General features: G+C 46.4%; 26 protein-coding genes. 24 read left to right on the top strand and 2 right to left on the bottom strand.

Annotated features, from left to right (window positions below; all coding sequences use genetic code 11):
- The first annotated feature begins 24 nt into the window (after nucleotides 1-24).
- From M1D59_RS15015 to M1D59_RS14940, 16 genes are all read left to right on the top strand, one after another.
- Nucleotides 25-489: a PRC-barrel domain-containing protein gene (locus tag M1D59_RS15015; protein WP_023855377.1), complete on the top strand. Its 465-nt coding sequence runs from the start codon at nucleotides 25-27 to the stop codon at nucleotides 487-489.
- Between the two features lie 15 nt (nucleotides 490-504).
- On the top strand, nucleotides 505-696 hold the full coding sequence (locus M1D59_RS15010; RefSeq protein WP_016885531.1) for a hypothetical protein: 192 nt from the start codon (nucleotides 505-507) through the stop codon (nucleotides 694-696).
- A 15-nt stretch (nucleotides 697-711) separates the two neighbouring features.
- Nucleotides 712-843: a YrzQ family protein gene (locus M1D59_RS15005; protein ID WP_003183926.1), complete on the top strand. Its 132-nt coding sequence runs from the start codon at nucleotides 712-714 to the stop codon at nucleotides 841-843.
- 88 nt (nucleotides 844-931) lie between these two features.
- Nucleotides 932-1,990 carry an AI-2E family transporter gene (locus tag M1D59_RS15000; protein ID WP_023855376.1) on the top strand — a complete coding sequence of 353 codons (1,059 nt, stop codon included), beginning with the start codon at nucleotides 932-934 and terminating at the stop codon, nucleotides 1,988-1,990.
- A gap of 346 nt (nucleotides 1,991-2,336) precedes the next feature.
- Complete coding sequence (gene alaS / locus M1D59_RS14995; protein ID WP_023855375.1) at nucleotides 2,337-4,973, top strand: alanine--tRNA ligase; 2,637 nt, start codon at nucleotides 2,337-2,339, stop codon at nucleotides 4,971-4,973.
- 83 nt (nucleotides 4,974-5,056) lie between these two features.
- Entirely contained in the window at nucleotides 5,057-5,323 is a 267-nt protein-coding gene (locus M1D59_RS14990; RefSeq protein WP_003183920.1) for an IreB family regulatory phosphoprotein, read from the top strand.
- A 6-nt stretch (nucleotides 5,324-5,329) separates the two neighbouring features.
- Nucleotides 5,330-5,749, top strand: a complete 420-nt coding sequence (gene ruvX / locus M1D59_RS14985) for a Holliday junction resolvase RuvX (protein ID WP_003183918.1) — start codon at nucleotides 5,330-5,332, stop codon at nucleotides 5,747-5,749.
- Nucleotides 5,750-5,759: 10 nt separating this feature from the next.
- Nucleotides 5,760-6,044: a DUF1292 domain-containing protein gene (locus M1D59_RS14980; RefSeq protein WP_016885528.1), complete on the top strand. Its 285-nt coding sequence runs from the start codon at nucleotides 5,760-5,762 to the stop codon at nucleotides 6,042-6,044.
- A gap of 194 nt (nucleotides 6,045-6,238) precedes the next feature.
- Complete coding sequence (gene mltG, locus M1D59_RS14975; RefSeq protein WP_023855374.1) at nucleotides 6,239-7,351, top strand: endolytic transglycosylase MltG; 1,113 nt, start codon at nucleotides 6,239-6,241, stop codon at nucleotides 7,349-7,351.
- Between the two features lie 146 nt (nucleotides 7,352-7,497).
- Nucleotides 7,498-8,160 (top strand): O-methyltransferase, encoded by a 663-nt coding sequence (locus M1D59_RS14970; RefSeq protein WP_020452393.1) that lies wholly within the window; start codon nucleotides 7,498-7,500, stop codon nucleotides 8,158-8,160.
- Entirely contained in the window at nucleotides 8,157-9,086 is a 930-nt protein-coding gene (locus M1D59_RS14965; RefSeq protein ID WP_023855373.1) for a peptidase U32 family protein, read from the top strand. The genes M1D59_RS14970 and M1D59_RS14965 overlap by 4 nt, the downstream gene beginning before the upstream one ends.
- 14 nt (nucleotides 9,087-9,100) lie before the next feature.
- Nucleotides 9,101-10,369 (top strand): peptidase U32 family protein, encoded by a 1,269-nt coding sequence (locus M1D59_RS14960; RefSeq protein WP_020452391.1) that lies wholly within the window; start codon nucleotides 9,101-9,103, stop codon nucleotides 10,367-10,369.
- A gap of 4 nt (nucleotides 10,370-10,373) precedes the next feature.
- Nucleotides 10,374-11,009 (top strand): uridine kinase, encoded by a 636-nt coding sequence (udk, locus tag M1D59_RS14955; RefSeq protein ID WP_020452390.1) that lies wholly within the window; start codon nucleotides 10,374-10,376, stop codon nucleotides 11,007-11,009.
- A 238-nt stretch (nucleotides 11,010-11,247) separates the two neighbouring features.
- Nucleotides 11,248-11,724 carry a transcription elongation factor GreA gene (greA, locus tag M1D59_RS14950; protein ID WP_020452389.1) on the top strand — a complete coding sequence of 159 codons (477 nt, stop codon included), beginning with the start codon at nucleotides 11,248-11,250 and terminating at the stop codon, nucleotides 11,722-11,724.
- Between the two features lie 54 nt (nucleotides 11,725-11,778).
- Complete coding sequence (locus M1D59_RS14945; protein ID WP_458117503.1) at nucleotides 11,779-13,533, top strand: peptidoglycan D,D-transpeptidase FtsI family protein; 1,755 nt, start codon at nucleotides 11,779-11,781, stop codon at nucleotides 13,531-13,533.
- 58 nt (nucleotides 13,534-13,591) lie between these two features.
- Entirely contained in the window at nucleotides 13,592-14,284 is a 693-nt protein-coding gene (locus tag M1D59_RS14940) for a YrrS family protein (protein WP_145624154.1), read from the top strand.
- 38 nt (nucleotides 14,285-14,322) lie between these two features.
- Here the strand turns inward: M1D59_RS14940 and M1D59_RS14935 are convergent, their stop codons facing one another.
- Nucleotides 14,323-14,526: a YrzA family protein gene (locus M1D59_RS14935; RefSeq protein ID WP_023855370.1), complete on the bottom strand. Its 204-nt coding sequence runs from the start codon at nucleotides 14,524-14,526 to the stop codon at nucleotides 14,323-14,325.
- A gap of 189 nt (nucleotides 14,527-14,715) precedes the next feature.
- Between M1D59_RS14935 and M1D59_RS14930 the strand changes: the two genes are divergently transcribed.
- From M1D59_RS14930 to M1D59_RS14900, 7 genes are all read left to right on the top strand, one after another.
- Nucleotides 14,716-15,357, top strand: a complete 642-nt coding sequence (locus M1D59_RS14930; protein WP_103749536.1) for a class I SAM-dependent DNA methyltransferase — start codon at nucleotides 14,716-14,718, stop codon at nucleotides 15,355-15,357.
- A 21-nt stretch (nucleotides 15,358-15,378) separates the two neighbouring features.
- Nucleotides 15,379-16,074 (top strand): 5'-methylthioadenosine/S-adenosylhomocysteine nucleosidase, encoded by a 696-nt coding sequence (gene mtnN, locus M1D59_RS14925; protein WP_020452384.1) that lies wholly within the window; start codon nucleotides 15,379-15,381, stop codon nucleotides 16,072-16,074.
- Between the two features lie 51 nt (nucleotides 16,075-16,125).
- On the top strand, nucleotides 16,126-17,049 hold the full coding sequence (locus M1D59_RS14920; RefSeq protein WP_020452383.1) for a PLP-dependent cysteine synthase family protein: 924 nt from the start codon (nucleotides 16,126-16,128) through the stop codon (nucleotides 17,047-17,049).
- A 1-nt stretch (nucleotide 17,050) separates the two neighbouring features.
- Entirely contained in the window at nucleotides 17,051-18,193 is a 1,143-nt protein-coding gene (locus M1D59_RS14915; RefSeq protein ID WP_020452382.1) for a bifunctional cystathionine gamma-lyase/homocysteine desulfhydrase, read from the top strand.
- Between the two features lie 87 nt (nucleotides 18,194-18,280).
- Nucleotides 18,281-18,514: a YrhC family protein gene (locus tag M1D59_RS14910; protein ID WP_011198155.1), complete on the top strand. Its 234-nt coding sequence runs from the start codon at nucleotides 18,281-18,283 to the stop codon at nucleotides 18,512-18,514.
- 405 nt (nucleotides 18,515-18,919) lie between these two features.
- Nucleotides 18,920-19,069, top strand: a complete 150-nt coding sequence (locus M1D59_RS14905; RefSeq protein WP_020452381.1) for a YrzI family small protein — start codon at nucleotides 18,920-18,922, stop codon at nucleotides 19,067-19,069.
- A 172-nt stretch (nucleotides 19,070-19,241) separates the two neighbouring features.
- Nucleotides 19,242-19,391, top strand: coding sequence for a hypothetical protein (locus M1D59_RS14900; protein ID WP_164468297.1), 150 nt, complete (start codon nucleotides 19,242-19,244; stop codon nucleotides 19,389-19,391).
- A 96-nt stretch (nucleotides 19,392-19,487) separates the two neighbouring features.
- On the opposite strand, the gene M1D59_RS14895 is transcribed toward M1D59_RS14900, so the two are convergent.
- Nucleotides 19,488-19,649, bottom strand: coding sequence for a YjcZ family sporulation protein (locus M1D59_RS14895; protein WP_020452380.1), 162 nt, complete (start codon nucleotides 19,647-19,649; stop codon nucleotides 19,488-19,490).
- A gap of 281 nt (nucleotides 19,650-19,930) precedes the next feature.
- Here M1D59_RS14895 and M1D59_RS14890 point away from each other — a divergent pair, with 281 nt between their 5' ends.
- Entirely contained in the window at nucleotides 19,931-20,536 is a 606-nt protein-coding gene (locus M1D59_RS14890; protein ID WP_020452379.1) for a class I SAM-dependent methyltransferase, read from the top strand.
- The last annotated feature ends 134 nt before the right edge of the window (nucleotides 20,537-20,670 follow it).

Raw genomic sequence — 20,670 nt, 5'->3', positions numbered from 1 at the left:
CGTAAAAAGGTGGTTGATCACACTTTGAGAACATGCAATGAGCTGGAAGGACTCAATGTTTACGACAGACAATCTTCTCTCCCGCTTGGGGTGGTAACAGATATCTGTTTTTCCAATGAAGGGACATGTCTCGGATTGATTATGGAAGAGAAGCGGCGCTTTTACAATCCCCGTTCGCTTCTTCCGCTTCCCGCTGTCACCGAAATCGGACGTGACAGCGTATATGTTGATTTCACCGAATTCAAGCCGATGCAAATTCCGAAGCAGAGTCTTTCTTATGACCAGATGAAACAAAAAATGGTCAAAAACGGAGCAGGAGATACGCTGGGCATGCTGGAAGATGTATACTTTTCTTCCGACACGGGCATAATCGTAGCATATGAACTATCAGACGGTTTTTTTGCCGATTTGTCAGGCGACAAAAAGCAGATTCACTCATCTGGGGAACCGCTTGAAGTAGGCAGAAGCACAATCGTCTTGAACGAATAAGAGGTGTGTGTTCAAATGCTCGTTTGCCCGAATTGCAAAAGCAAAAACATCGGCAAAATCGGTGTAAATCAATATTACTGCTGGGGATGCTTTATTGAGCTGACCCTTTCAAAAGGAAAAATTTCGACTCATCAAGTCGAAGAGGACGGAACATTGAGCAGCCTGGACGATCTGTTTTCAGATGACGAACGAACGATTAACCTTTGAATGGAGGTTAGAAAGTTGAATCGTACAATGACTTCTCTCATTTCTTTAGGAGCCGGGGCTTTGATGTACTACATGGCGTCTCAGAACGATATGATGAACAAGCGAAACATGAGAAAGCTGAGAAGACGCGTCATGAAAATGTTTTAAGCAGAAGGGATACCCTTAAAAAGGGTGTCCCTTTTTTCTTCGGGAATAATTACAAGCAGAAATCAAAAGCTAACAAGGGGTGAAAAAAATGCTGAAAAAACCGCTGCAGCTTTTAATGTGGGTCTCGATCTTCATGCTTTTGCTATTAACCGTCTATATCTTTTTGCAGCTGAGAATGATTTGGGAGCCTGTCTGCGTGCTGCTGAAGTCGATTCTGATCCCGCTTGTAATTGCGGTTTTTATCACCTATCTGCTTTTGCCTGTCGTTGAAAAGATACACCGGGCCGGCGTGCCGAGAACATTGAGTATTTTGCTGATTTATGTTCTGTTTTTTGCCGGTCTCGGCTACGCCTTTTACAAAGGGGTGCCGATCCTCATTAAACAGCTGACAGAGCTATCAGAGGGAATTCCGTTTCTTGCCGCATCTTACGAAAGCATGCTGGATCAGCTGCATCATCATACAGACGGCTGGCCCGACGGCATGCACGACAGGATCGACAGGTTCGTCAATCAGACGGAGGAATTCGTAGCAAGCTGGGTGGAACGGACGATCAGAAGCATCCGGTTCGTTTTTGATTATATGCTCGTGGCGGCGATTATTCCTTTTTTAGTATTCTACATGGTGAAAGATATTGATACGATGAAGAAGGCGGTATGGTATTTGACGCCTTCTTCATGGAGGGCGAGAGGCAGCGAATTCATCCGCGATGTCGATGATTCTCTTGGAGACTACATCAGAGGCCAGCTTTTTGTCTGTCTTGTCATCGGCTTGGGAGCGAGCCTGTCATTTTGGTTTTTTGACCTGCCCTATCCGCTGATCCTCGGCCTTGTCATCGGCGCGACAAATGTCATCCCGTATTTCGGTCCCGTCATCGGCGCGATTCCCGCCGTTATGGTAGCTGCCGCTTTATCGACGAGGCTCGTTTTCGTGGTGATCATTACGATTTTGGTGCTGCAGTTTATCGAAGGCAATATTCTCGGCCCTCTTGTCGTCGGGAAAAGCCTGCATATGCATCCCGTCGTCATTATGCTTGGATTGCTGGCGGGCGGGGAGCTTGCCGGCATCATCGGCATGATTCTGGCTGTGCCTGTCATGGCCGTTATCAAAGTGATGCTCGTCCATTTTTTAGCGGCAAGAAAAGCGTGAGCGGCAGAAGTTTGACATAACGGCCTCCGTTGTCTATAATTTCGAAATAGACATACATACGTATCTCGATTGACGGATCCGAGTATACTGAAGCCCTGTTTTATAGAGAGAAGCTCCATTGCGGTGAAAGAGCTTTAACAGAAGATCAGTAGAAGCTAATCCTGAGTGCAGGCGAAAACCTGCCGTCTTCATCCGGCGTTATTCGGATATCAAGGTGATGGGCGTTTTGTTACGCCCATAATCAGGGTGGTACCGCGAGAGGAGCTCTCGTCCCTGTGTAAACGTTGTTTGCATAGGGCGGGGGCTTTTTAATTTGCATGTGCATCATTTAAAGGAGGAAAAAATAATGAAGACATTGACATCCGCACAAGTGCGCCAAATGTTTTTAGATTTTTTTAAAGAAAAAGGGCATGCCGTTGAACCGAGCGCCTCTCTTATTCCGCATGAAGATCCCTCCCTGCTTTGGATCAACAGCGGAGTTGCGACGCTGAAAAAATATTTTGACGGACGGGTTGTGCCGGAGAATCCGCGCATCTGCAACGCTCAAAAATCAATCAGGACGAACGATATTGAAAATGTCGGGAAAACAGCCCGCCACCATACGTTCTTTGAAATGCTCGGGAACTTTTCGATCGGCGATTATTTCAAAGAAGAAGCGATCGAGTGGGCATGGGAATTTTTAACCGATCAAAAATGGATCGGCTTCGATCCCGAACGGCTGTCAGTCACGGTCCATCCGGAAGATGACGAAGCGTATGAATTATGGTCAAAAAAAATCGGCGTTCCTGAGGAACGGATCATCAGACTGGAAGGAAACTTCTGGGATATCGGTGAAGGCCCGAGCGGACCGAATACCGAAATTTTCTATGACCGCGGTGAAGATTATGGAAATGACCCGTCTGATCCGGAACTTTACCCGGGTGGGGAGAACGAGCGTTACCTTGAAGTATGGAACCTTGTGTTCTCCGAGTTCAACCACAATCCTGACGGAACATACACACCGCTTCCGAAGAAAAACATCGATACGGGGATGGGTCTTGAACGGATGGTATCTGTTATTCAAGATGCCAAGACGAACTATGATACGGATTTGTTTATGCCGATCATCAAGGCGACAGAAGCCATTTCAGGAGAAAAGTACGGCACATCTGCTGAAAAAGATACGGCATTTAAGGTTGTGGCCGACCATATTCGAACGGCTGCGTTTGCGGTCGGCGACGGAGCGCTTCCGTCAAACGAGGGGCGCGGCTATGTCATCAGAAGACTGCTTCGCCGCGCTGTCCGCTATGCGAAGTCCATCAATATTAACCGTCCGTTTATGTATGAGCTCGTGCCGGTAGTTGCCGACATCATGGCCGCATTCTACGGCGAAGTCAAAGAAAAAGCGGACTTTATCGCGAAAGTCATCAAAACAGAGGAAGAACGCTTCCATGAAACATTGCACGAGGGCTTGGCGATTCTCTCAGAAGTGATTCAAAAGGAAAAAGCAAAAGGAAACCGCATCATTTCCGGGGAAGATGTCTTTAAACTGTATGATACGTATGGATTCCCTGTTGAACTGACCGAAGAATACGCCGAAGATGAAGGCATGGAAGTCGATCATGACGGATTTGAGCGCGAGATGGACAAGCAGCGCGAACGGGCCCGGCAGGCGCGCCAGGACGTCGGCAGCATGCAGGTTCAAGGCGGCGCTCTCCGCGATATCATGACAAAAAGCGAATTCATCGGCTATTCCGATATCAAAACGGAAACGAAAATCGCCGAGCTTCTTCAAGACGGGGAACTTGCCGACCTCGTTCAAGAAGGCAAGAAAGTTCAGTTTATCCTGGAAAAAACCCCGTTCTATGCTGAAAGCGGCGGGCAAATCGGTGATAGAGGCTGGGTTAAAAGCGGGGATGCCGCGATTCGCGTCACAGATGTTAAAAAAGCGCCGAACGGCCAGAACCTGCATGAAGGGATCGTGGAAAGCGGCGCAATTAAAAGAGGCATGAGCGTGACCGCAGAAGTCACGGAGCGGCTAAGAAAAGACATCGTCAAAAACCATACCGCGACACATTTGCTTCATCAGGCGCTGAAAGATGTGCTCGGTACGCATGTCAACCAGGCCGGCTCGCTAGTCACTGACAGCCGTCTGCGCTTTGACTTCTCTCACTTTGGACAGGTGACTAAGGAAGAACTCGAACAAATAGAAACAAAAGTGAACGAGAAAATTTGGGCATCGATTCCTGTGCAAATCGACTTAAAACCGATTGATGAAGCGAAAGCGATGGGAGCCATGGCGCTGTTTGGCGAAAAATACGGAGACATCGTCCGCGTCGTTCAAGTTGGCGACTACAGCATCGAGCTGTGCGGAGGCTGCCACGTGAGAAACACGGCTGAAATCGGTCTCTTTAAGATCGTGTCCGAATCAGGCATCGGGGCCGGCACCCGCAGAATCGAAGCGGTAACTGGGCAGGGCGCTTATGAAGAGATGAACGCCAAACTGGAGCTTCTCGAGCAGGCGGCAGAAGTCCTGAAAACCAATGTGAAGGAAGTGCCGAAACGGATCGAAGCGCTCCAGTCTGATCTGAAAGAAGCTCAGAGAGAAAACGAATCTTTATTGGCGAAACTGGGAAATAAAGAAGCCGGAGAGATTTTAGAAAAAGTAAAAGAAATTGACGGAATCAAACTGCTCGCAGAAAAAGTGAATGCCAAAGATATGAATCACCTGCGCACAATGGTTGACGATCTGAAGGCGAAACTGGGCTCAGCCGTCATCGTTCTCGGGGCGGTTCAAAACGAAAAAGTGAATATTTCCGCCGGAGTTACAAAAGATTTAATAGAGCGGGGTTTCCACGCAGGCAAGCTTGTCAAGCAAGTCGCAGAAGCATGCGGAGGCGGCGGAGGCGGCCGTCCAGACATGGCGCAGGCGGGAGGAAAACAGCCTGAGCGGCTTGCTGAAGCATTAGCATCTGCGGAAGAATGGGTAAAATCCGTTTTATAAATAGCCGTTGTGGTGTAGAATGGTGATTAGAAGGTAATCAGGCTGAAACTTTGCCTGCGAATTTGGGAAAGAGGTGCAAAACGGTGAGCTCATTTGATAAGACGATGAAATTTAACTTTTCCGACGATTCGATGGAAACCAATGTAAATGAAGTGCTGATAACCGTCCATGATGCGCTTCAGGAAAAAGGCTACAACCCGATCAACCAAATTGTCGGATACCTGCTATCAGGAGATCCCGCTTACATTCCAAGGCATCGAGATGCACGTAACCTGATTCGGAAAATAGAAAGAGACGAGATAATCGAAGAATTGGTTAAATCGTACTTAGAACAGCATAAAGAGGCGTAAACAAGCATGCGAATATTAGGTCTGGATTTAGGTTCAAAAACGCTCGGCGTAGCGCTGAGCGATGAAATGGGCTGGACGGCTCAAGGGATAGAAACGATTAAAATCGACGAGGCGGGCGGTGACTACGGCTTGAACCGCCTCGCCGAATTGACGAAAGACTATGTAATTGACAAGATTGTACTCGGTTTTCCCAAAAACATGAATGGAACCGTCGGCCCGAGGGGGGAGGCGAGCCAGAAGTTCGCGGAAGTGCTTGAAGAAACGTTTCAAGTTCCCGTCGTGCTTTGGGACGAGCGCCTCTCGACAATGGCGGCCGAAAGAATGCTGATTTCAGCAGATGTAAGCAGGCAGAAAAGAAAAAAAGTAATAGATAAAATGGCGGCCGTGATGATCCTTCAAGGATATCTCGACAGCCTAAACTCATGAGGTGATTAAGATGGAACACGGAGAAAAAAACATTACGATTGTAGACGACAAAGGAAACGAACAGCTGTGTGAAGTGCTCTTCACATTTGACAGCGATCAGTTTAACAAGTCATACGTGCTTTATTATCCGGTTGAAGCACAGGACGAGGAAGAGATCGAGATCCATGCTTCAAGCTTCGTACCGAATGAAGCCGGAGAAGACGGCGAACTGATGCCGATTGAAACAGAGGAAGAGTGGGATATGATCGAAGAGACGCTGAACACGTTTTTAGCGGATGAAGACGAAGAAGAATAAAGCAGCGGCTGAACCGCTTGACAAAATCCTAAAACTTAAACCGTTTTAGGATTTTGTCATTTTTTAAATGGGCATCTGCAATCATTTGCGCCCTGCTGCCGACAGGCGGCTTTTTTTATTAAAACATTTTGTAATAAATTGCCGAATGATAACGAATCATGTAGTATATACCATGGGAGGAGAGGAGGACACCAATGTTTGAAGATCAGACAAAGAAACCGTTTATAAAAAGACTCCTTAAACATAAAATAAAGTTTTGGCTGACTGTGGTCGCGGTTCTGCTGATTTTAACCGCAGGCGCTGTTTCGCTCTACGTCAAATCGGCGCTCGAACCGGTCGATAAAAATAATGCAAAAACGGTCAGCGTCTATATTCCGGAAGGATCGACCGTTACGTCCATCGCCGCCAAACTGAAAAAAGAGGACCTAATTAAAAACGAAAAAGTATTTATCGCTTATGTGAAATTTAAAAATGCCTCCGGCTTTCAAGCGGGGAACTTTCAGCTCAGCCAGTCGATGGATGCGGCCGGCATGGTCAAAAAGCTGACGAGCGCTTCGCATGTACCGGCATTTAAAATTACCGTTCCTGAAGGAAGACAGCTCCAGGAAATCGCAGCTATCATCGCCGGACAAACCAACTACTCGGCAGCGGACATTATGAAAAAGCTGGATGACCGCGAATTCATCAGCCGATTAAAACAGAAGTATCCGAAACTGATCACCGACGACGTGCTAAACAAGAATATCAAGCATCCGCTTGAAGGATACCTGTATCCTGCGACATATCCGTTTTACGACCCTGAGACGAAGCTGGACGCAATCATCGAAGCGATGATCAAACAAACAGATCAGCTGGCTGAAAAGTATGAAAAGCAGATGAAAGACAAAAAGATGTCCGTCCACAAAGCCTTGACGATGGCTTCGTTAATTGAAGAAGAAGCTACCGAAAAAGCGGACCGGCATAAAATCTCAAGCGTCTTTTACAACCGCATCAGCAAAAACATGCCATTGCAAACGGATCCGACCGTTTTATACGCGCTTGGGGAGCATAAAAACCGTGTCATGTACAAAGACCTTGAAGCGGATTCCCCGTATAATACGTACAAACATGCCGGTCTACCGCCTGGGCCGATTGCTAACGCGGGAGAGAGCTCCTGGGAAGCGGCATTAAATCCGGAGCAAACAGACTATGTTTATTTCCTTGCAAAGAAAAATGGGGAAGTCGTCTTTACAAAAACGCTTGAAGAACACAATAAAGCAAAAGCAAAATACATTACGAACACGCAGGACGAGGAAAAAGGAGAGTAAAAATTATTCTCCTTTTATTCGCAAATACAAAGGTTTTATGATAAAATATATCGGGTTGTTTATTGAGAAAAGACAGTCGACTGCTTTAGGAGAGTGCTGCACATCTGACCTAAGGCTCTTTTTTATGAAAGGGAGGCCATCTGCCTGTGAAGATTGGACACGAAGAATTGACCGGCTATCTTGAAAAGCTGCTGAAGCAAAGACCGGCTGAAATTATGAAACTGGAGGCCTATGCCGAAAAGCATGGCGTGCCCATTATGGAACCGACAGGAATTGAAGTGCTCCTGCAGCTTCTTTCACTCAAAAATCCGAAAAAAATTCTTGAAATCGGTACCGCCATCGGTTATTCGGCGATTCGGATGGCACTTGCCCTTCCCGAAGCTGAAATCTTTACGATCGAGCGCGATGAAGACAGGTATCGGGAAGCGTTGAAAAACATCCGGTCATTCCAGCTTGAAAACAGAATTCACGTGTTCTTCGGCGATGCGCTCAGCGAATCGGATGCCGTTCAATCGATGGCTCCTTATGATGCGCTTTTTATCGATGCCGCAAAAGGCCAGTATCAGAAGTTTTTCAGTATATATGAAAAAATGCTCGCCGATGACGGCATCATTTTTACTGACAATGTCCTTTTCAAAGGCCTTGTCGCATCAGATTACAATCAGATCGAAAACAAGCGCATCAAAAAGCTTGTATCGAAAATAGATCATTACAATCATTGGCTGATGGAGCATCCTGACTACCACACGGCGATCCTGCCTGTGGGCGACGGATTGGCCGTCAGTCAAAAAAGAGGTGAACGGATATGAAAAAGCCTGAACTGCTTGTGACGCCGACGGCTGTTTCGGATATTAAGCCTTTGGCAGAGGCGGGCGCCGATGCGTTTATCATCGGTGAACAAAGGTTCGGTCTGCGTTTAGCCGGGGAGTTTTCCAGAGAGGAAGTAAAAGAAGCCATCATTCAGGCTCATCAAAAAGGCGCAAAAGTATATGTTGCCGTGAATGCGATTTTTCACAATGACCGGGTGCCAGAACTGAATGACTACCTTTCTTTCTTGGCAGAGGCAGGCGCCGATGCGGTTGTCTTCGGCGATCCCGCTGTACTTATGGCTGCACGGGAATCAGCGCCGAATATGAAACTTCACTGGAATACGGAAACGACCGCAACCAACCATTATTCCTGCAACTATTGGGGGCGAAAGGGCGCGAAGCGCGCGGTGCTCGCAAGAGAGCTCAACATGGACAGCATCGTTGAGATTAAAGAGAAAGCAGAAGTCGAGATCGAAATTCAGGTTCACGGCATGACATGTATGTTCCAGTCAAAGCGCTCCCTGATCGGCAACTATTTTGAATACCAGGGAAAAGTCATGGATATCGAAGGAAAGAAAAAAGAAAAAGGCATGTATCTTCATGATAAAGAACGCGGTAACAAATATCCGATTTTCGAAGACGAAAACGGCACGCACATCATGAGTCCGAATGACGTCTGCATCATTGATGAGCTTGAGGATTTAATCGATGCCGGCGTCGATTCATTTAAAATTGAAGGGATTTTAAAATCGGTCGAATACATGACTGAGGTAACGGCCATGTACCGCGAAGCCATCGACCTTTGCATCGCAGACAGAGAAGCATACGAAGACAAGAAAGAAGAATGGATCGAGCGGATTGAACAGCTGCAGCCTGCAAACCGCAGCATCGATACCGGATTCTTTTTCAAAGAAACAGTATACTAAAAGGAGGGATAGCCATGTCTGCAGTAAAAGATAAAATTTCCAAAATCGTTGATGGAAAACGCGTCATTACGAAAAAGCCAGAACTTCTTGCTCCGGCGGGAAATTTGGAAAAACTGAAAATCGCTGTCCACTATGGCGCAGACGCTGTATTTATCGGCGGACGTGAATATGGACTCCGCTCAAACGCAGATAACTTTTCAATTGAAGAAATGGCTGAAGGTGTCGAATTTGCGAAAAAATACGGCGCAAGAATTTATGTGACGACAAACATTTTTGCGCATGAAGAAAATATCGACGGGCTAGAAGACTATTTGCGCGACCTCGAGGGAGCAGGCGTGTCAGGCATTATCGTCGCTGATCCCCTGATCATTGAAACATGCCGCAGGGTCGCGCCGAAGCTGGAAGTGCATTTGAGCACCCAGCAGTCCCTTTCAAACTGGAAAGCCGTTCAGTTCTGGAAGGAAGAAGGCCTTGAGCGGGTCGTGCTCGCACGCGAAACGAGCGCACTTGAGATCAGAGAAATGAAAGAAAAAGTGGATATTGAAATCGAAACATTCATACATGGTGCGATGTGCATCGCTTATTCCGGCCGCTGCGTGCTCAGCAACCATATGACGGCCAGAGACTCTAACCGCGGAGGCTGCTGCCAGTCATGCCGATGGGACTATGATTTGTATCAGACGGACGGGGCGAATGCACTGCCGCTATATGAAGAAGGCGATGCACCGTTTGCGATGAGCCCGAAAGATCTGAAGCTGATCGAATCGATTCCGCAAATGATTGAAATGGGTATTGACAGCCTGAAAATCGAAGGCCGGATGAAATCGATTCACTACATTGCGACAGTCGTCAGTGTGTACAGAAAAGTGATCGATTCTTATTGCGCTGACCCCGAAAATTTCGTCATCAAAGAAGAATGGCTGAAAGAACTGGACAAATGCGCCAATAGAGACACGGCGCCTGCTTTCTTTGAAGGAACCCCCGGATATGAAGAGCAAATGTTCGGCGTTCACGGCAAAAAGACAACATACGACTTTGCCGGACTTGTCCTTGATTATGATGAAGAGACAAAAATGGTCACGCTCCAGCAGCGGAACTTCTTTAAAACCGGAGATGAAGTCGAATTTTTCGGTCCGGAAATCGAAAATTTCACATGCAAAATTGACACGATATGGGACGAAAAAGGCAATGTGCTTGATGCAGCCCGCCATCCCCTGCAGATCGTCAAATTTAAAGTGGACAACAAGATATATCCTAGCAACATGATGAGAAAGGGGCAGTAATGGCATGGGGAAAAAACCGGTAGTTATCGGCATAGCGGGAGGCTCCGGATCTGGAAAAACGAGCGTCACCAGATCCATTTATGAACAGTTTAAAGGTCATTCGATCTTGATGCTGGAACAGGATTTATATTATAAAGATCAGAGCCATCTGCCGTTTGAAGAGCGGCTGAACACGAACTACGACCATCCGCTTGCATTTGATAATGACTATTTGATCGAGCATTTAAATGAATTGCTTGCCTACAAGCCGATCAAAAAGCCGATTTACGATTACAAGCTGCATACGCGTTCAGAGGAAGTCGTGCACGTCGATCCGAAAGATGTTATTATTTTGGAAGGAATCCTTGTCCTCGAGGATGAAAGGCTCCGCGACTTAATGGACATCAAGCTGTATGTCGATACGGATGCCGACCTGCGGATCATCAGAAGGATGGTCAGAGACATAAAAGAAAGAGGACGTTCGATCGATTCTGTCATCGAGCAGTACATCTCAGTCGTCAGACCGATGCATAACCAGTTTGTCGAACCGACGAAACGCTATGCCGATATCATTATTCCGGAGGGCGGACAAAACCGCGTCGCCATCGACCTGATGGTAACAAAAATACAAACTATTCTTGAACAAAACGCGATTTTATAATAACATAGCATAGACAAACACAACTCTGACCATATTATGTATAGAAATTGAAGGGTTCTCATCCTGAGCCCTTCTTTAACTGTATAAGCACCATTTACCGGAGCCTTCCATCCGGTTTATATGATACTTTACAAATATGGGAGAGAAGAAGGGGACAAGGGTTGTCCTCATTCTTGTATATTCAAGTCTATACCTCACATACAAGTGATGAGGAACCAACTAGAAGGAGTGAAGGAACATGGCACAAGAGAAAGTATTTCCTATGACAGAAACGGGAAAGAAAAAACTGGAAGAAGAACTTGAGTATTTGAAAACGGTTAAACGTAAAGAAGTTGTTGAACGTATTAAAGTGGCAAGAAGCTTCGGAGACCTCTCCGAAAACTCCGAATACGATTCAGCAAAAGAAGAACAAGCTTTTGTAGAAGGGCGCATCACAACCCTTGACAATATGATCCGCAACGCAAAGATCATCGAAGACGATGGTGCAAACTCAGATATCGTCGGCCTCGGAAAAACCGTTACATTTACGGAGCTTCCTGACGGTGAAGAAGAATCTTATACCATTGTGGGCAGCGCGGAAGCCGATCCGTTTGAAGGAAAAATCTCGAACGATTCCCCAATCGCGAAAAGCCTTCTCGGCAAACAGGTCGGGGACGAAGTGACCGTTCAAACACCGGGCGGCGAAATGCTTGTAAAGATTGTGAAAATTTCATAAAATTTGTTTAGCAAACGATGACCTCGTCCACAATGTGGATGAGGTGTTTTTATTATGAAATGGCAAAAGCGCATGAAGTGGGTGTCGATTATCATTTCGGCTGCCCTGTTATTTCTGCTGATCAGGCTCGCTGAAATTCAACTGTTTTTTACCGAATCCTTTTCTAAACGGAATGTGAACTTAATCCAGGAAAGCGTCAAACAGCGCACTGAGGAAGTTCGGATTTCAGACGGGAGAGGATCTTTTTTAGATCGGAACGGCGAACATTTGTCCGTCACCCAAAAACCGGCCATCGTCTTATTTCCTTTTTTAAAACATCAGCCATGGCCGGCCGAAGAAGCAGCCGAAATTTTAAACATGACAAAAGATGAGCTCGAGAATAAGCTTGAGCATGCGAAAAAACCTGTGATTCTTACAAAACATGAAGGAGCGTCCATTTCAAAGACGGCTCTCGAAAAAATCAAAAAACTGAAATATCCCGGCGTTTACGGCGTATACATAGAAGAAACAGAAAAGAACAGGCTGGCTTCGCATACGCTCGGTATGACCAATCAAGACCCGGACCTTCTCCGACGAAAATATCCCGATAAAGAGGGCCTCTCCATCAGCACGAAAATCGGCACCTTCGGCATGGAGCGGACATTTGATGAATTCCTGCTGCCTGAACAAGATACAAAACTGTTGTATCATGTGGACGGATTGGGAAACCCTTTGTTCGGTATGGACGTCAAATATACGGCAGATGCAAATCCGTTTTACCCGCTGCAAGTCAAAACAACGATCGACAAAAAGGTTCAGCGGGCAATGGAAGATGTACTGGCTGACCATCAGCTTGATAAAGGCGGAGCGGTTCTGATTGACATCGAGACGAACGGCGTGGCGGCGATTGCGAGCAAGCCCGATCTCAACATGGCATTGCAAAAAACAAGGCAAAACTATATGCTGACACCGGTATATCCCGGCTCGGTTTTTAAAACCGTGATTGCTGCGGCAGCGATCGAAAACGGCTTGGACCATCCGTCAAAAACCTTTAACTGCAATTTGAACCTGTACGGTGAGGCCGGAGAAGACAAAGGGAAGCTCAGCTTGGAAGACAGTTTTGCGGAAAGCTGCAACTACACGTTTACAAATCTTGCTGGGCAGCTCGTTGAAAAAAACAGCTCCGTGATCGAAGATACCGCCGCAAAGCTTGGGCTGACCGGACGGGTCGGCTGGGAAGGGAAACTGTATCATGAAGATGAGTTCAGACAGTTTCATTATGAAACTGCCGGATCAATCTGGGGGGATGAAAAGGACAAAAAAGTCAAAAAAGCTGTAGCCCAGACCGCCATCGGCCAAAAAAATGTGAAGCTGACCCCGTTGGAAATCGCCAACATGATGGCGACCATTGCAAGAGGCGGAGAGAAAAAACAAGTCAAGATCGCAGACCAGATCGAATATAAAAACGGCACATTGATGACGGCTTTTAAAGATCACAAGCTCCCCGGAGAGAAAATCGATCAGTATACCGCGCAAAAACTGCAGAAACTGCTCAGAAAAGTCGTCACGTCTGAAAAGGGGACAGGCCGGCGCTTCAGAGATCTTCCGTACGAAGTAGCGGGCAAATCGGGCACAGCTCAGACAGGCCGGACGGCAGATGACAAAAAATCGCTCTATCATAAATGGTTCGCAGGTTATTTTCCGGCGGACAAACCGAAATATGCGCTCGTCGTCGTCCATATGGATACGCCGGATAGCAAGGCTGCGACAAATGCCGTATTTTATGATATTGTTAAAAAAGTATATGAAATTGAAAAGAACCAGACATAGAAGAATGCCTCAGGTGATGATAAAATAGAAAGCGAGGCAAGAGGGAAAAAGGAGTGCAATGAACTTGAGCGAAACAAGGGAATCTCGTTTTGAAAATCGTGATAAGCGCAGGAAAGCGAATCTTGTGCTTAACATTTTAATAGGCATCGTATTGGTATTAATCGTTGTCGTCGCCAGCAGTCTGATGATGAACAGCCCGAAGGAGCAGGCGCAGCAAGATGCTTCGAAAAACGATTCTGAACAGACGACAGAAGCACCTGCTTCCGACAATAAGAAACAAACGTCTGACGAAGATGTAAAAGATGAGGACAAAGGAAAAAGCGATTCTGCCGACAAAGAAGACAGCGATTCCGACTCGGACAAGGATAAAGACTCTGCTTCAGACGAGGGCAAATCAACATCAGATGATCCGTTTGAAGGAGCCGAAGTGAAAGAAGGCGGTTCAAGCGCCAATGTTGAAAAAACGATCATCAATCCTGACTGGAAGCCTGTCGGCACACAACAGAGCGGACAGCATACCGCAACATATGATTCGTCTTCACAAGACTGGAAAGAAATGCTTGAAGCCATTTCATATGCGACAGGGGTTTCCCAAGACAACATGACGTTGATCTGGCTCGGAAACAACGGCAGCCCGCAAGATGCGAAAGGAACCATTCAGGCGAAGGACACCGGCGTCAAATACCAGGTAGCCATTACTTGGGTTGACGGGAAAGGCTGGAAGCCGACAAAAGTTGAACAGTTGAAATAAAGAAAAAAGCGTCCGGTTTTAACAACCGGGCGCTTTTTTTATGATTCGGCTTTAAAATGCACGACTGCGCTGTAGTGGATCCGTCCGTCAATGACCGCCGTCTGATGGGAAACCGAATGGACCCTCAGCAAAAGCGCCTGGTTGTTTTCAATCTGCTGACTGATCTTTTTTTCAAGCTCCTCTAAGCTCAGCGCCTCAAAAAACTCAATTTTATCTTTGATCAGATCGAGCCCGAAGTTCATAAACCAATCCTCCATTCGTTTCAAGTCATTTTTTATTAAAGCAAAGAAGCGTCCGGGTGACAAGGGAAATATAACCAAGCCTTTTTTGTACCCAAAACGAATGACTTGTGGTAGGATAAGAACTAATCAACTGAATAAATCATACTATACTTATAGGAATTGTAAAAATAGATGGAGAGTGACGATAAAATGGGAAGAGAGTTCATTCCTTTATTTGAGAACTGGGCAAATTCTTATGATGATACAGTAGTTGGCCGCGATCTTCAGTACAAAGAAGTGTTTCGCAACTACGACGGCATTCTGGATGATGTCGTCAGCCGCTCCGGGCATAAAGTTCTTGAATTCGGCGTCGGCACTGGCAATCTGACTGCAAAATTGCTGGCAGCCGGAAAGGGAGTCACAGGTGTAGAACCTTCAAAAGCAATGAGGGAAATTGCCGAGGCAAAGCTAGCGGAGACTGCAGTGATCGTTGACGGAGACTTTCTCGACTTTCCGGAACCGCCGTTTTCTCCCGACACGATTGTCAGTTCCTATGCGTTTCACCACCTGACAAACGAAGAGAAACGGGAGGCTGTGAAGCGATATGGAAAAATGCTCGGAAAGCATGGTAAAATAGTGTTTGCTGATACCGTCTTCAAGGATCGGGAAGCCTTCTCTGCCGCTGTTAAAAAAGCGAAGGAAAAAGGGTTCCTGCAATTGGCGGAAGACCTTGAAACGGAACATTATCCGACGCTTTCGGAAATGGAAATGATCTTTACCTCAGAACAATTCAGTATCGCCTTTCAAAAGCATAATGATTTTGTCTGGGTAATGGAAGCGGCAAAATTGTAATTTGAAGGGAAGTTTTAAGATATGAAAATCGCAGTTATCGGAGCAATGGAAGAAGAAGTCACGATTTTGCGAAGCAAGCTCGAACAGACGAACCAAGAAGTCATCGCAAACTGTGAATTTACCAGCGGATTTTATGAAGGAAAAGAAGTCGTACTTTTAAAGTCCGGCATCGGCAAAGTCAATGCAGCCATGAGCACGACGATTCTGCTCGACCGCTTTAAACCGGACGTTGTCATCAACACCGGATCAGCCGGCGGCTTCCATCATTCGCTTAATGTCGGAGACATCGTCATCTCGACCGAAGTCCGCCATCATGATGTCGATGTCACGGCATTTGATTATGAATATGGACAGGTTCCGAATCTGCCGGCCGCATACAAGGCCGACAGTACATTGATCCAAGCGGCGGAAGCCGAAGCGTCTGAACTGGGACACATTCAGGTTGTCAAAGGAACGATTGCAACAGGCGACTCCTTTATGAGCGATCCTGACCGCGTGGCATTCATCCGCGGCAAGTTTGCAGATCTTTACGCGGTTGAAATGGAAGCGGCTGCTGTCGCACAGGTTTCCTATCAATTTAATACGCCGTTCGTTGTCATCAGGGCGCTTTCAGACATCGCCGGAAAAGAGTCTGAAATTTCATTTGACCAATTTTTGGAGCAGGCTGCCAAGCATTCGACAGATCTTGTGCTCCGCATGATCAAAAGAATCAATTAAAAACAGGGGGGAGCCCCCCTCTGTTTTGCACCTCTTGAAGGAGGAAGGAACATGAATGTGATCAAGGACATCACCCAATTGATCGGTAAAACGCCGCTTCTGCAGATTTTGAATTTTCATATCCCCAGCGGTGTTAACATATATGCAAAGCTTGAAATGATGAATCCGGGAGGCAGCATTAAAGACCGGCTCGGAGAAGTGATGATTGCTGAAGCCGTCGATTCGGGAAAGCTGAAACCCGGTGGAACGGTCATTGAGGCGACAGCAGGCAATACGGGAATCGGCCTTGCCCTCGCCGCCAGAAAGCACAGGATTAGACCCGTTTTTTGCGTGCCCGAGCATTTCAGCATGGAAAAACAGTCGATCATGAAAGCGCTCGGCGCTCGAATTGTTCATACCCCCAGAAGTGCCGGAATGAAGGGTGCGATTGAAAAGGCACTTGAACTTGAGAAGGAGATTCCTGATTCTTATTGCATTTTGCAGTTTAAAAACCCAGTAAATCCATTGGCTTACTATAAAACGATCGCCCCGGAAATATGGGATGATCTAGAGGGCCGGATTGACGTCTTCGTCGCCGGTGCGGGATCAGGCGGGACATTTGCGGGAACCGCCAAGTTTCTAAAAGAAAAAAATCCGTCCATTAAAACGGTTATTGTTGAACCTGAAGGCTCGATTTTAAACGGAGGAGAACCGCACGGACATAAAACCGAAGGAATCGGAATGGAATTCATTCCGGAATATATGGACGAAAGCCATTTCGATGAGATTTACACCGTGCTTGACGAAGAGGCGTTCCGGCTTGTAAAAGAAGCCGCTGAAAAGGAAGGGCTTCTGATCGGAAGCTCATCAGGCGCCGCGTTGTTTGCCGCGTTGAAAGAAGCCGAAAAAGCGAAAGCCGGCACAAACATTGTGACAATTTTCCCCGACAGCAGCGACCGCTATTTAAGCAAAAAAATTTACGAAGGAGGAATATGAGATGAAGCCAAAAACGAAAATGATCCACGGCGGCATTACAGGAGACGAAAAAACAGGAGCGGTATCGGTTCCTATTTACCAAGTCAGCACGTACAAACAGCCGCGCGCCGGACAGCATACAGGATACGAATATTCCCGGACGGGAAATCCGACAAGAACGGCGCTCGAATCCTTGATCGCGGATGTTGAAGGCGGTGAGGCAGGCTACGCGTTCGGCTCTGGGATGGCAGCGATCACAGCGGTCATGATGCTTTTTAAAAGCGGCGATCACATCGTGTTGACAGATGATGTATACGGCGGCACATACCGCGTGATGACAAAGGTGATGAATCGCATCGGCATTGAAGCGACCTTCAGTGATACGAGCAGCATTGAAGACATCGAAAAAGCGATCAAGCCGAATACAAAAGCGATTTATGTTGAGACGCCGACAAATCCTTTATTGAAAATCACGGACATCAAGAAAGCCGCTGAAACAGCGAAAAAGCACGGCCTGTTGCTGATTGTCGACAACACCTTCTACACACCGTACTTTCAAAACCCAATCTCGTTGGGAGCCGATATCGTCCTTCACAGCGCGACGAAGTACTTGGGCGGACACAGCGATGTCGTCGGCGGACTGGTTGTGACAGCCTCGAAGGAACTCGCAGAAGAGATCCATTTCATTCAAAATTCTACAGGCGGGATTCTCGGGCCTCAGGATTCCTGGCTCTTAATGAGGGGGATGAAAACCCTTGGCTTGAGAATGGAAGCGCATGAGCAAAATGCCAGGAAAATCGCAGCTTTTTTAGATGATCATCCGGCCGTCAAAAAGGTTTATTATCCAGGGCTGCCGTCCCATCCGGGACATGAGCTTGCCAAGCGGCAAAGCACGGGCTTCGGCGGCATGATCTCGTTTGATATCGGAAAAGAAGAGAACGTGGACATTGTCCTTGGCCGTCTGAAATGGTTTACGATTGCCGAAAGCCTTGGCGCGGTTGAAAGCCTGATTTCAGTGCCGGCGCGGATGACTCACGCTTCGATCCCGCGTGAACGCCGGCTGGAGCTTGGCATTACAGACGGATTGATCCGCATTTCCGCCGGGGTAGAAGATATTGACGATCTGTTGGAAGACTTGCAGCAAGCGCTGGCCCCGATTTCTTAAAATGGCTGAATTTACATGTCTGGTCATCTGTCAATCTATGTTATCCTGAATCATATCCATTATGAAACAAAAGCAGGTGATCATGACATGCAGAAGAAAAAAGTCAAATCGCTGATGGAAGACTATAAGCAGTTTGCTTTTACGCTTCTCAGCGTAAGCGCATTTTTATATATCGGATCGGTCATTCCCGGACAAGGTTTGGAAACCGGCCAAAAGATGACAATGATGCTCGCGACATGCGGCTTTTTGGGAGGAGCCTTCTATTGTGTGAAGCGCTCGCTTAAATATAAAAGACAATTAGATGAGATGGAAGAATCGTAAGCGGAGAGACTCAGAGAGGGGCTCTCCGCTTTTTTTGTTTGATCAATCCGTCCATTTATTAAAAAAACGGTTTACAAACAGGAATTTGATGGATATACTTACAAAGTAAACAAAAAGCAAAGGAGGTTGATGAACATGAAACCAGCACTGACTACATACATTAGACTTTGTGAACGCCAATATCATGATTCATCAAACCTGTGGGAGAGATTGTGCACTTCCTTAACCGATGCTTTTTCAGCACAGCCGGTCCGTTAGGAAGTTAGGCATAATCATACGCTGCTCCTCCCGCAAGATAAAGACTCGATTCGTTTTTATCTGGCGGTTTTTGTTTGCGCCCGCAGGTTTGTCAGATAATCTGCGGGCTGTTTTTGTTTTTAGCGAACTTGAAAGGAGGTGAGCGATGTGACAATAAATCTATTCTTCTTAACACTAACCATTCAGAGACGATTTAAAAGTCCGGAAGAGTACGAGCGAGAATACGAAATCGAACAAATGTACAATGAAATGAAAGACCTGCAGCTGAAATATCTTTACATGAACAGCCAGCGCTAGCTTAAAGCGCGAAAAAAAATAAAGGAGGAGATCAAGATGATGCATAGAAGGGAACTGTTGGCACATTACACTCGGGAGAAGGACCAGGTTTAGCCGGGGCTGATACGAGTTCCGCATCTCCGCTTTTCTGCATAATATGAAGCAAGCAATTCAATGAATGCGGGTGAAAAGCATGCAGAAAAACGGCAGAATGCCTTTTATCGGCCACGGGTATACATCAATGCCTCATTCTTTCAAGCACGGATACGGTAATCCGTACCGGCGCCAAAGAATGGAGATGGCGCGCCAATTCGGGTATTGGCCGCATTATTGGTATTATTGAGAAAGAGCAGAAAACGTTTGTTTTCTGCTCTTTTTCATGTGGACAAACTGAATGGCAAAATAAAAAGGGGGGATTTAAAGCCCCCCTCCTGTTCATTTAGCAGACGTAACAAGCGCCGATGATAATTAACAGAATGAATAGAACCACAACAAGCGCGAATCCGCCTCCATAGCCGTATCCGCCGCCGTATCCACCGCCGTATCCGCCAGGGTAGCCACCCCATCCGCCGCAGCATCCGCCGCCGTAACCAAAGCCCATAAATAGCACCACCTTTTAGTGAAAATTCCATATATACTATGCATGGGTTTGAGTTGTGGAAAGGGCGGATAGACCAATTCATTAAAAAAACAGTTTTCTTAAAGCGAAACATTTTCAAAGCTGAAGCCGTCTAGTTATGGAATGTAACAAAAGAATGCAGTTATTTTTGCTAATGCTTTTAATATTCGGTTTATTGACCGATATGATTGGTGAAAGGCCCGTTTGAACGATTTGCAACCTGAAAAACCGGGCTAATTAGTTATTAAAGCAGGTGTTATAACGTGTTTGAACAATGGCTTGGAAAACAATTGCGGAGCCCGAGAGGCATTTTGTCGAAATGGGTCGCGTCATATATGGAAAACGGAAATCATGATATAAACGAATGGACCATCAATTTAATGGATGTCTGTCCGCATGAGCGCATCCTTGAAATCGGAACGGGAAGCGGAGCGGCGCTTTATCAGATCGCGGAGATGCTTGAAAGCGGCAAAGCCTGCGGCATAGACGCTTCAAAAAGCATGGTCAAGCAAGGGATGCGGCGAATCCGTCATATGAAAGAAGAAGGAAAAGCCGAATTGAAGCTCGGCCATGCCGAAAACATTCCTTATCCGGACCGTTCTTTTCATAAAGTATATTCAGTCCACACCCTTTATTTTTGGACGGATTTCAAACAAGCATTAAAAGAAATTTACCGTGTTTTACAGGTTGACGGCACGCTGTTTCTCGCCGTCCATCTGGAAGGGCAATTGAAAAAATCGAAAAAAACAAAAGGCTTTTCCTTATACTCAGAAGAGCAAATCAAGCAACTGCTTGAAGAAAGCCATTTCAGAGACATCACGGTACATATGAACGAAAATGACTGCTGCATTTCTGCGGTAAAATCGTGAGCTTTGTACGATCATCCCTTTCATACGAGAGGGATTTTTTATGTTTGATAGAGTTGAAACCAGATCTTAAATATCATATTTTTGATTTTTAAAGAAAAGTATTCCAATAACATAGCAAACATGGTTTAATATCA

This window comes from Bacillus sp. PK6-026 (assembly GCF_054161455.1).
The sequence above is the reverse complement of the archived record's forward strand: the minus strand, read 5'-3'. Positions and strand labels throughout refer to the sequence as shown.

What these genes read in the sequence shown, in the direction of transcription:
- M1D59_RS15010 (WP_016885531.1), top strand. Translation starts at nt 505, where the DNA reads ATGCTCGTTTGCCCGAATTGCAAAAGCAAAAACATCGGCAAAATCGGT.
- M1D59_RS15000 (WP_023855376.1), top strand. Translation starts at nt 932, where the DNA reads ATGCTGAAAAAACCGCTGCAGCTTTTAATGTGGGTCTCGATCTTCATG.
- alaS (WP_023855375.1), top strand. Translation starts at nt 2,337, where the DNA reads ATGAAGACATTGACATCCGCACAAGTGCGCCAAATGTTTTTAGATTTT.
- ruvX (WP_003183918.1), top strand. Translation starts at nt 5,330, where the DNA reads ATGCGAATATTAGGTCTGGATTTAGGTTCAAAAACGCTCGGCGTAGCG.
- M1D59_RS14980 (WP_016885528.1), top strand. Translation starts at nt 5,760, where the DNA reads ATGGAACACGGAGAAAAAAACATTACGATTGTAGACGACAAAGGAAAC.
- mltG (WP_023855374.1), top strand. Translation starts at nt 6,239, where the DNA reads ATGTTTGAAGATCAGACAAAGAAACCGTTTATAAAAAGACTCCTTAAA.
- M1D59_RS14965 (WP_023855373.1), top strand. Translation starts at nt 8,157, where the DNA reads ATGAAAAAGCCTGAACTGCTTGTGACGCCGACGGCTGTTTCGGATATT.
- M1D59_RS14960 (WP_020452391.1), top strand. Translation starts at nt 9,101, where the DNA reads ATGTCTGCAGTAAAAGATAAAATTTCCAAAATCGTTGATGGAAAACGC.
- udk (WP_020452390.1), top strand. Translation starts at nt 10,374, where the DNA reads ATGGGGAAAAAACCGGTAGTTATCGGCATAGCGGGAGGCTCCGGATCT.
- greA (WP_020452389.1), top strand. Translation starts at nt 11,248, where the DNA reads ATGGCACAAGAGAAAGTATTTCCTATGACAGAAACGGGAAAGAAAAAA.
- M1D59_RS14945 (WP_458117503.1), top strand. Translation starts at nt 11,779, where the DNA reads ATGAAATGGCAAAAGCGCATGAAGTGGGTGTCGATTATCATTTCGGCT.
- M1D59_RS14940 (WP_145624154.1), top strand. Translation starts at nt 13,592, where the DNA reads ATGAACTTGAGCGAAACAAGGGAATCTCGTTTTGAAAATCGTGATAAG.
- M1D59_RS14935 (WP_023855370.1), bottom strand. Translation starts at nt 14,526, where the DNA reads ATGAACTTCGGGCTCGATCTGATCAAAGATAAAATTGAGTTTTTTGAG.
- M1D59_RS14930 (WP_103749536.1), top strand. Translation starts at nt 14,716, where the DNA reads ATGGGAAGAGAGTTCATTCCTTTATTTGAGAACTGGGCAAATTCTTAT.
- mtnN (WP_020452384.1), top strand. Translation starts at nt 15,379, where the DNA reads ATGAAAATCGCAGTTATCGGAGCAATGGAAGAAGAAGTCACGATTTTG.
- M1D59_RS14920 (WP_020452383.1), top strand. Translation starts at nt 16,126, where the DNA reads ATGAATGTGATCAAGGACATCACCCAATTGATCGGTAAAACGCCGCTT.
- M1D59_RS14915 (WP_020452382.1), top strand. Translation starts at nt 17,051, where the DNA reads ATGAAGCCAAAAACGAAAATGATCCACGGCGGCATTACAGGAGACGAA.
- M1D59_RS14910 (WP_011198155.1), top strand. Translation starts at nt 18,281, where the DNA reads ATGCAGAAGAAAAAAGTCAAATCGCTGATGGAAGACTATAAGCAGTTT.
- M1D59_RS14900 (WP_164468297.1), top strand. Translation starts at nt 19,242, where the DNA reads ATGCAGAAAAACGGCAGAATGCCTTTTATCGGCCACGGGTATACATCA.
- M1D59_RS14895 (WP_020452380.1), bottom strand. Translation starts at nt 19,649, where the DNA reads ATGGGCTTTGGTTACGGCGGCGGATGCTGCGGCGGATGGGGTGGCTAC.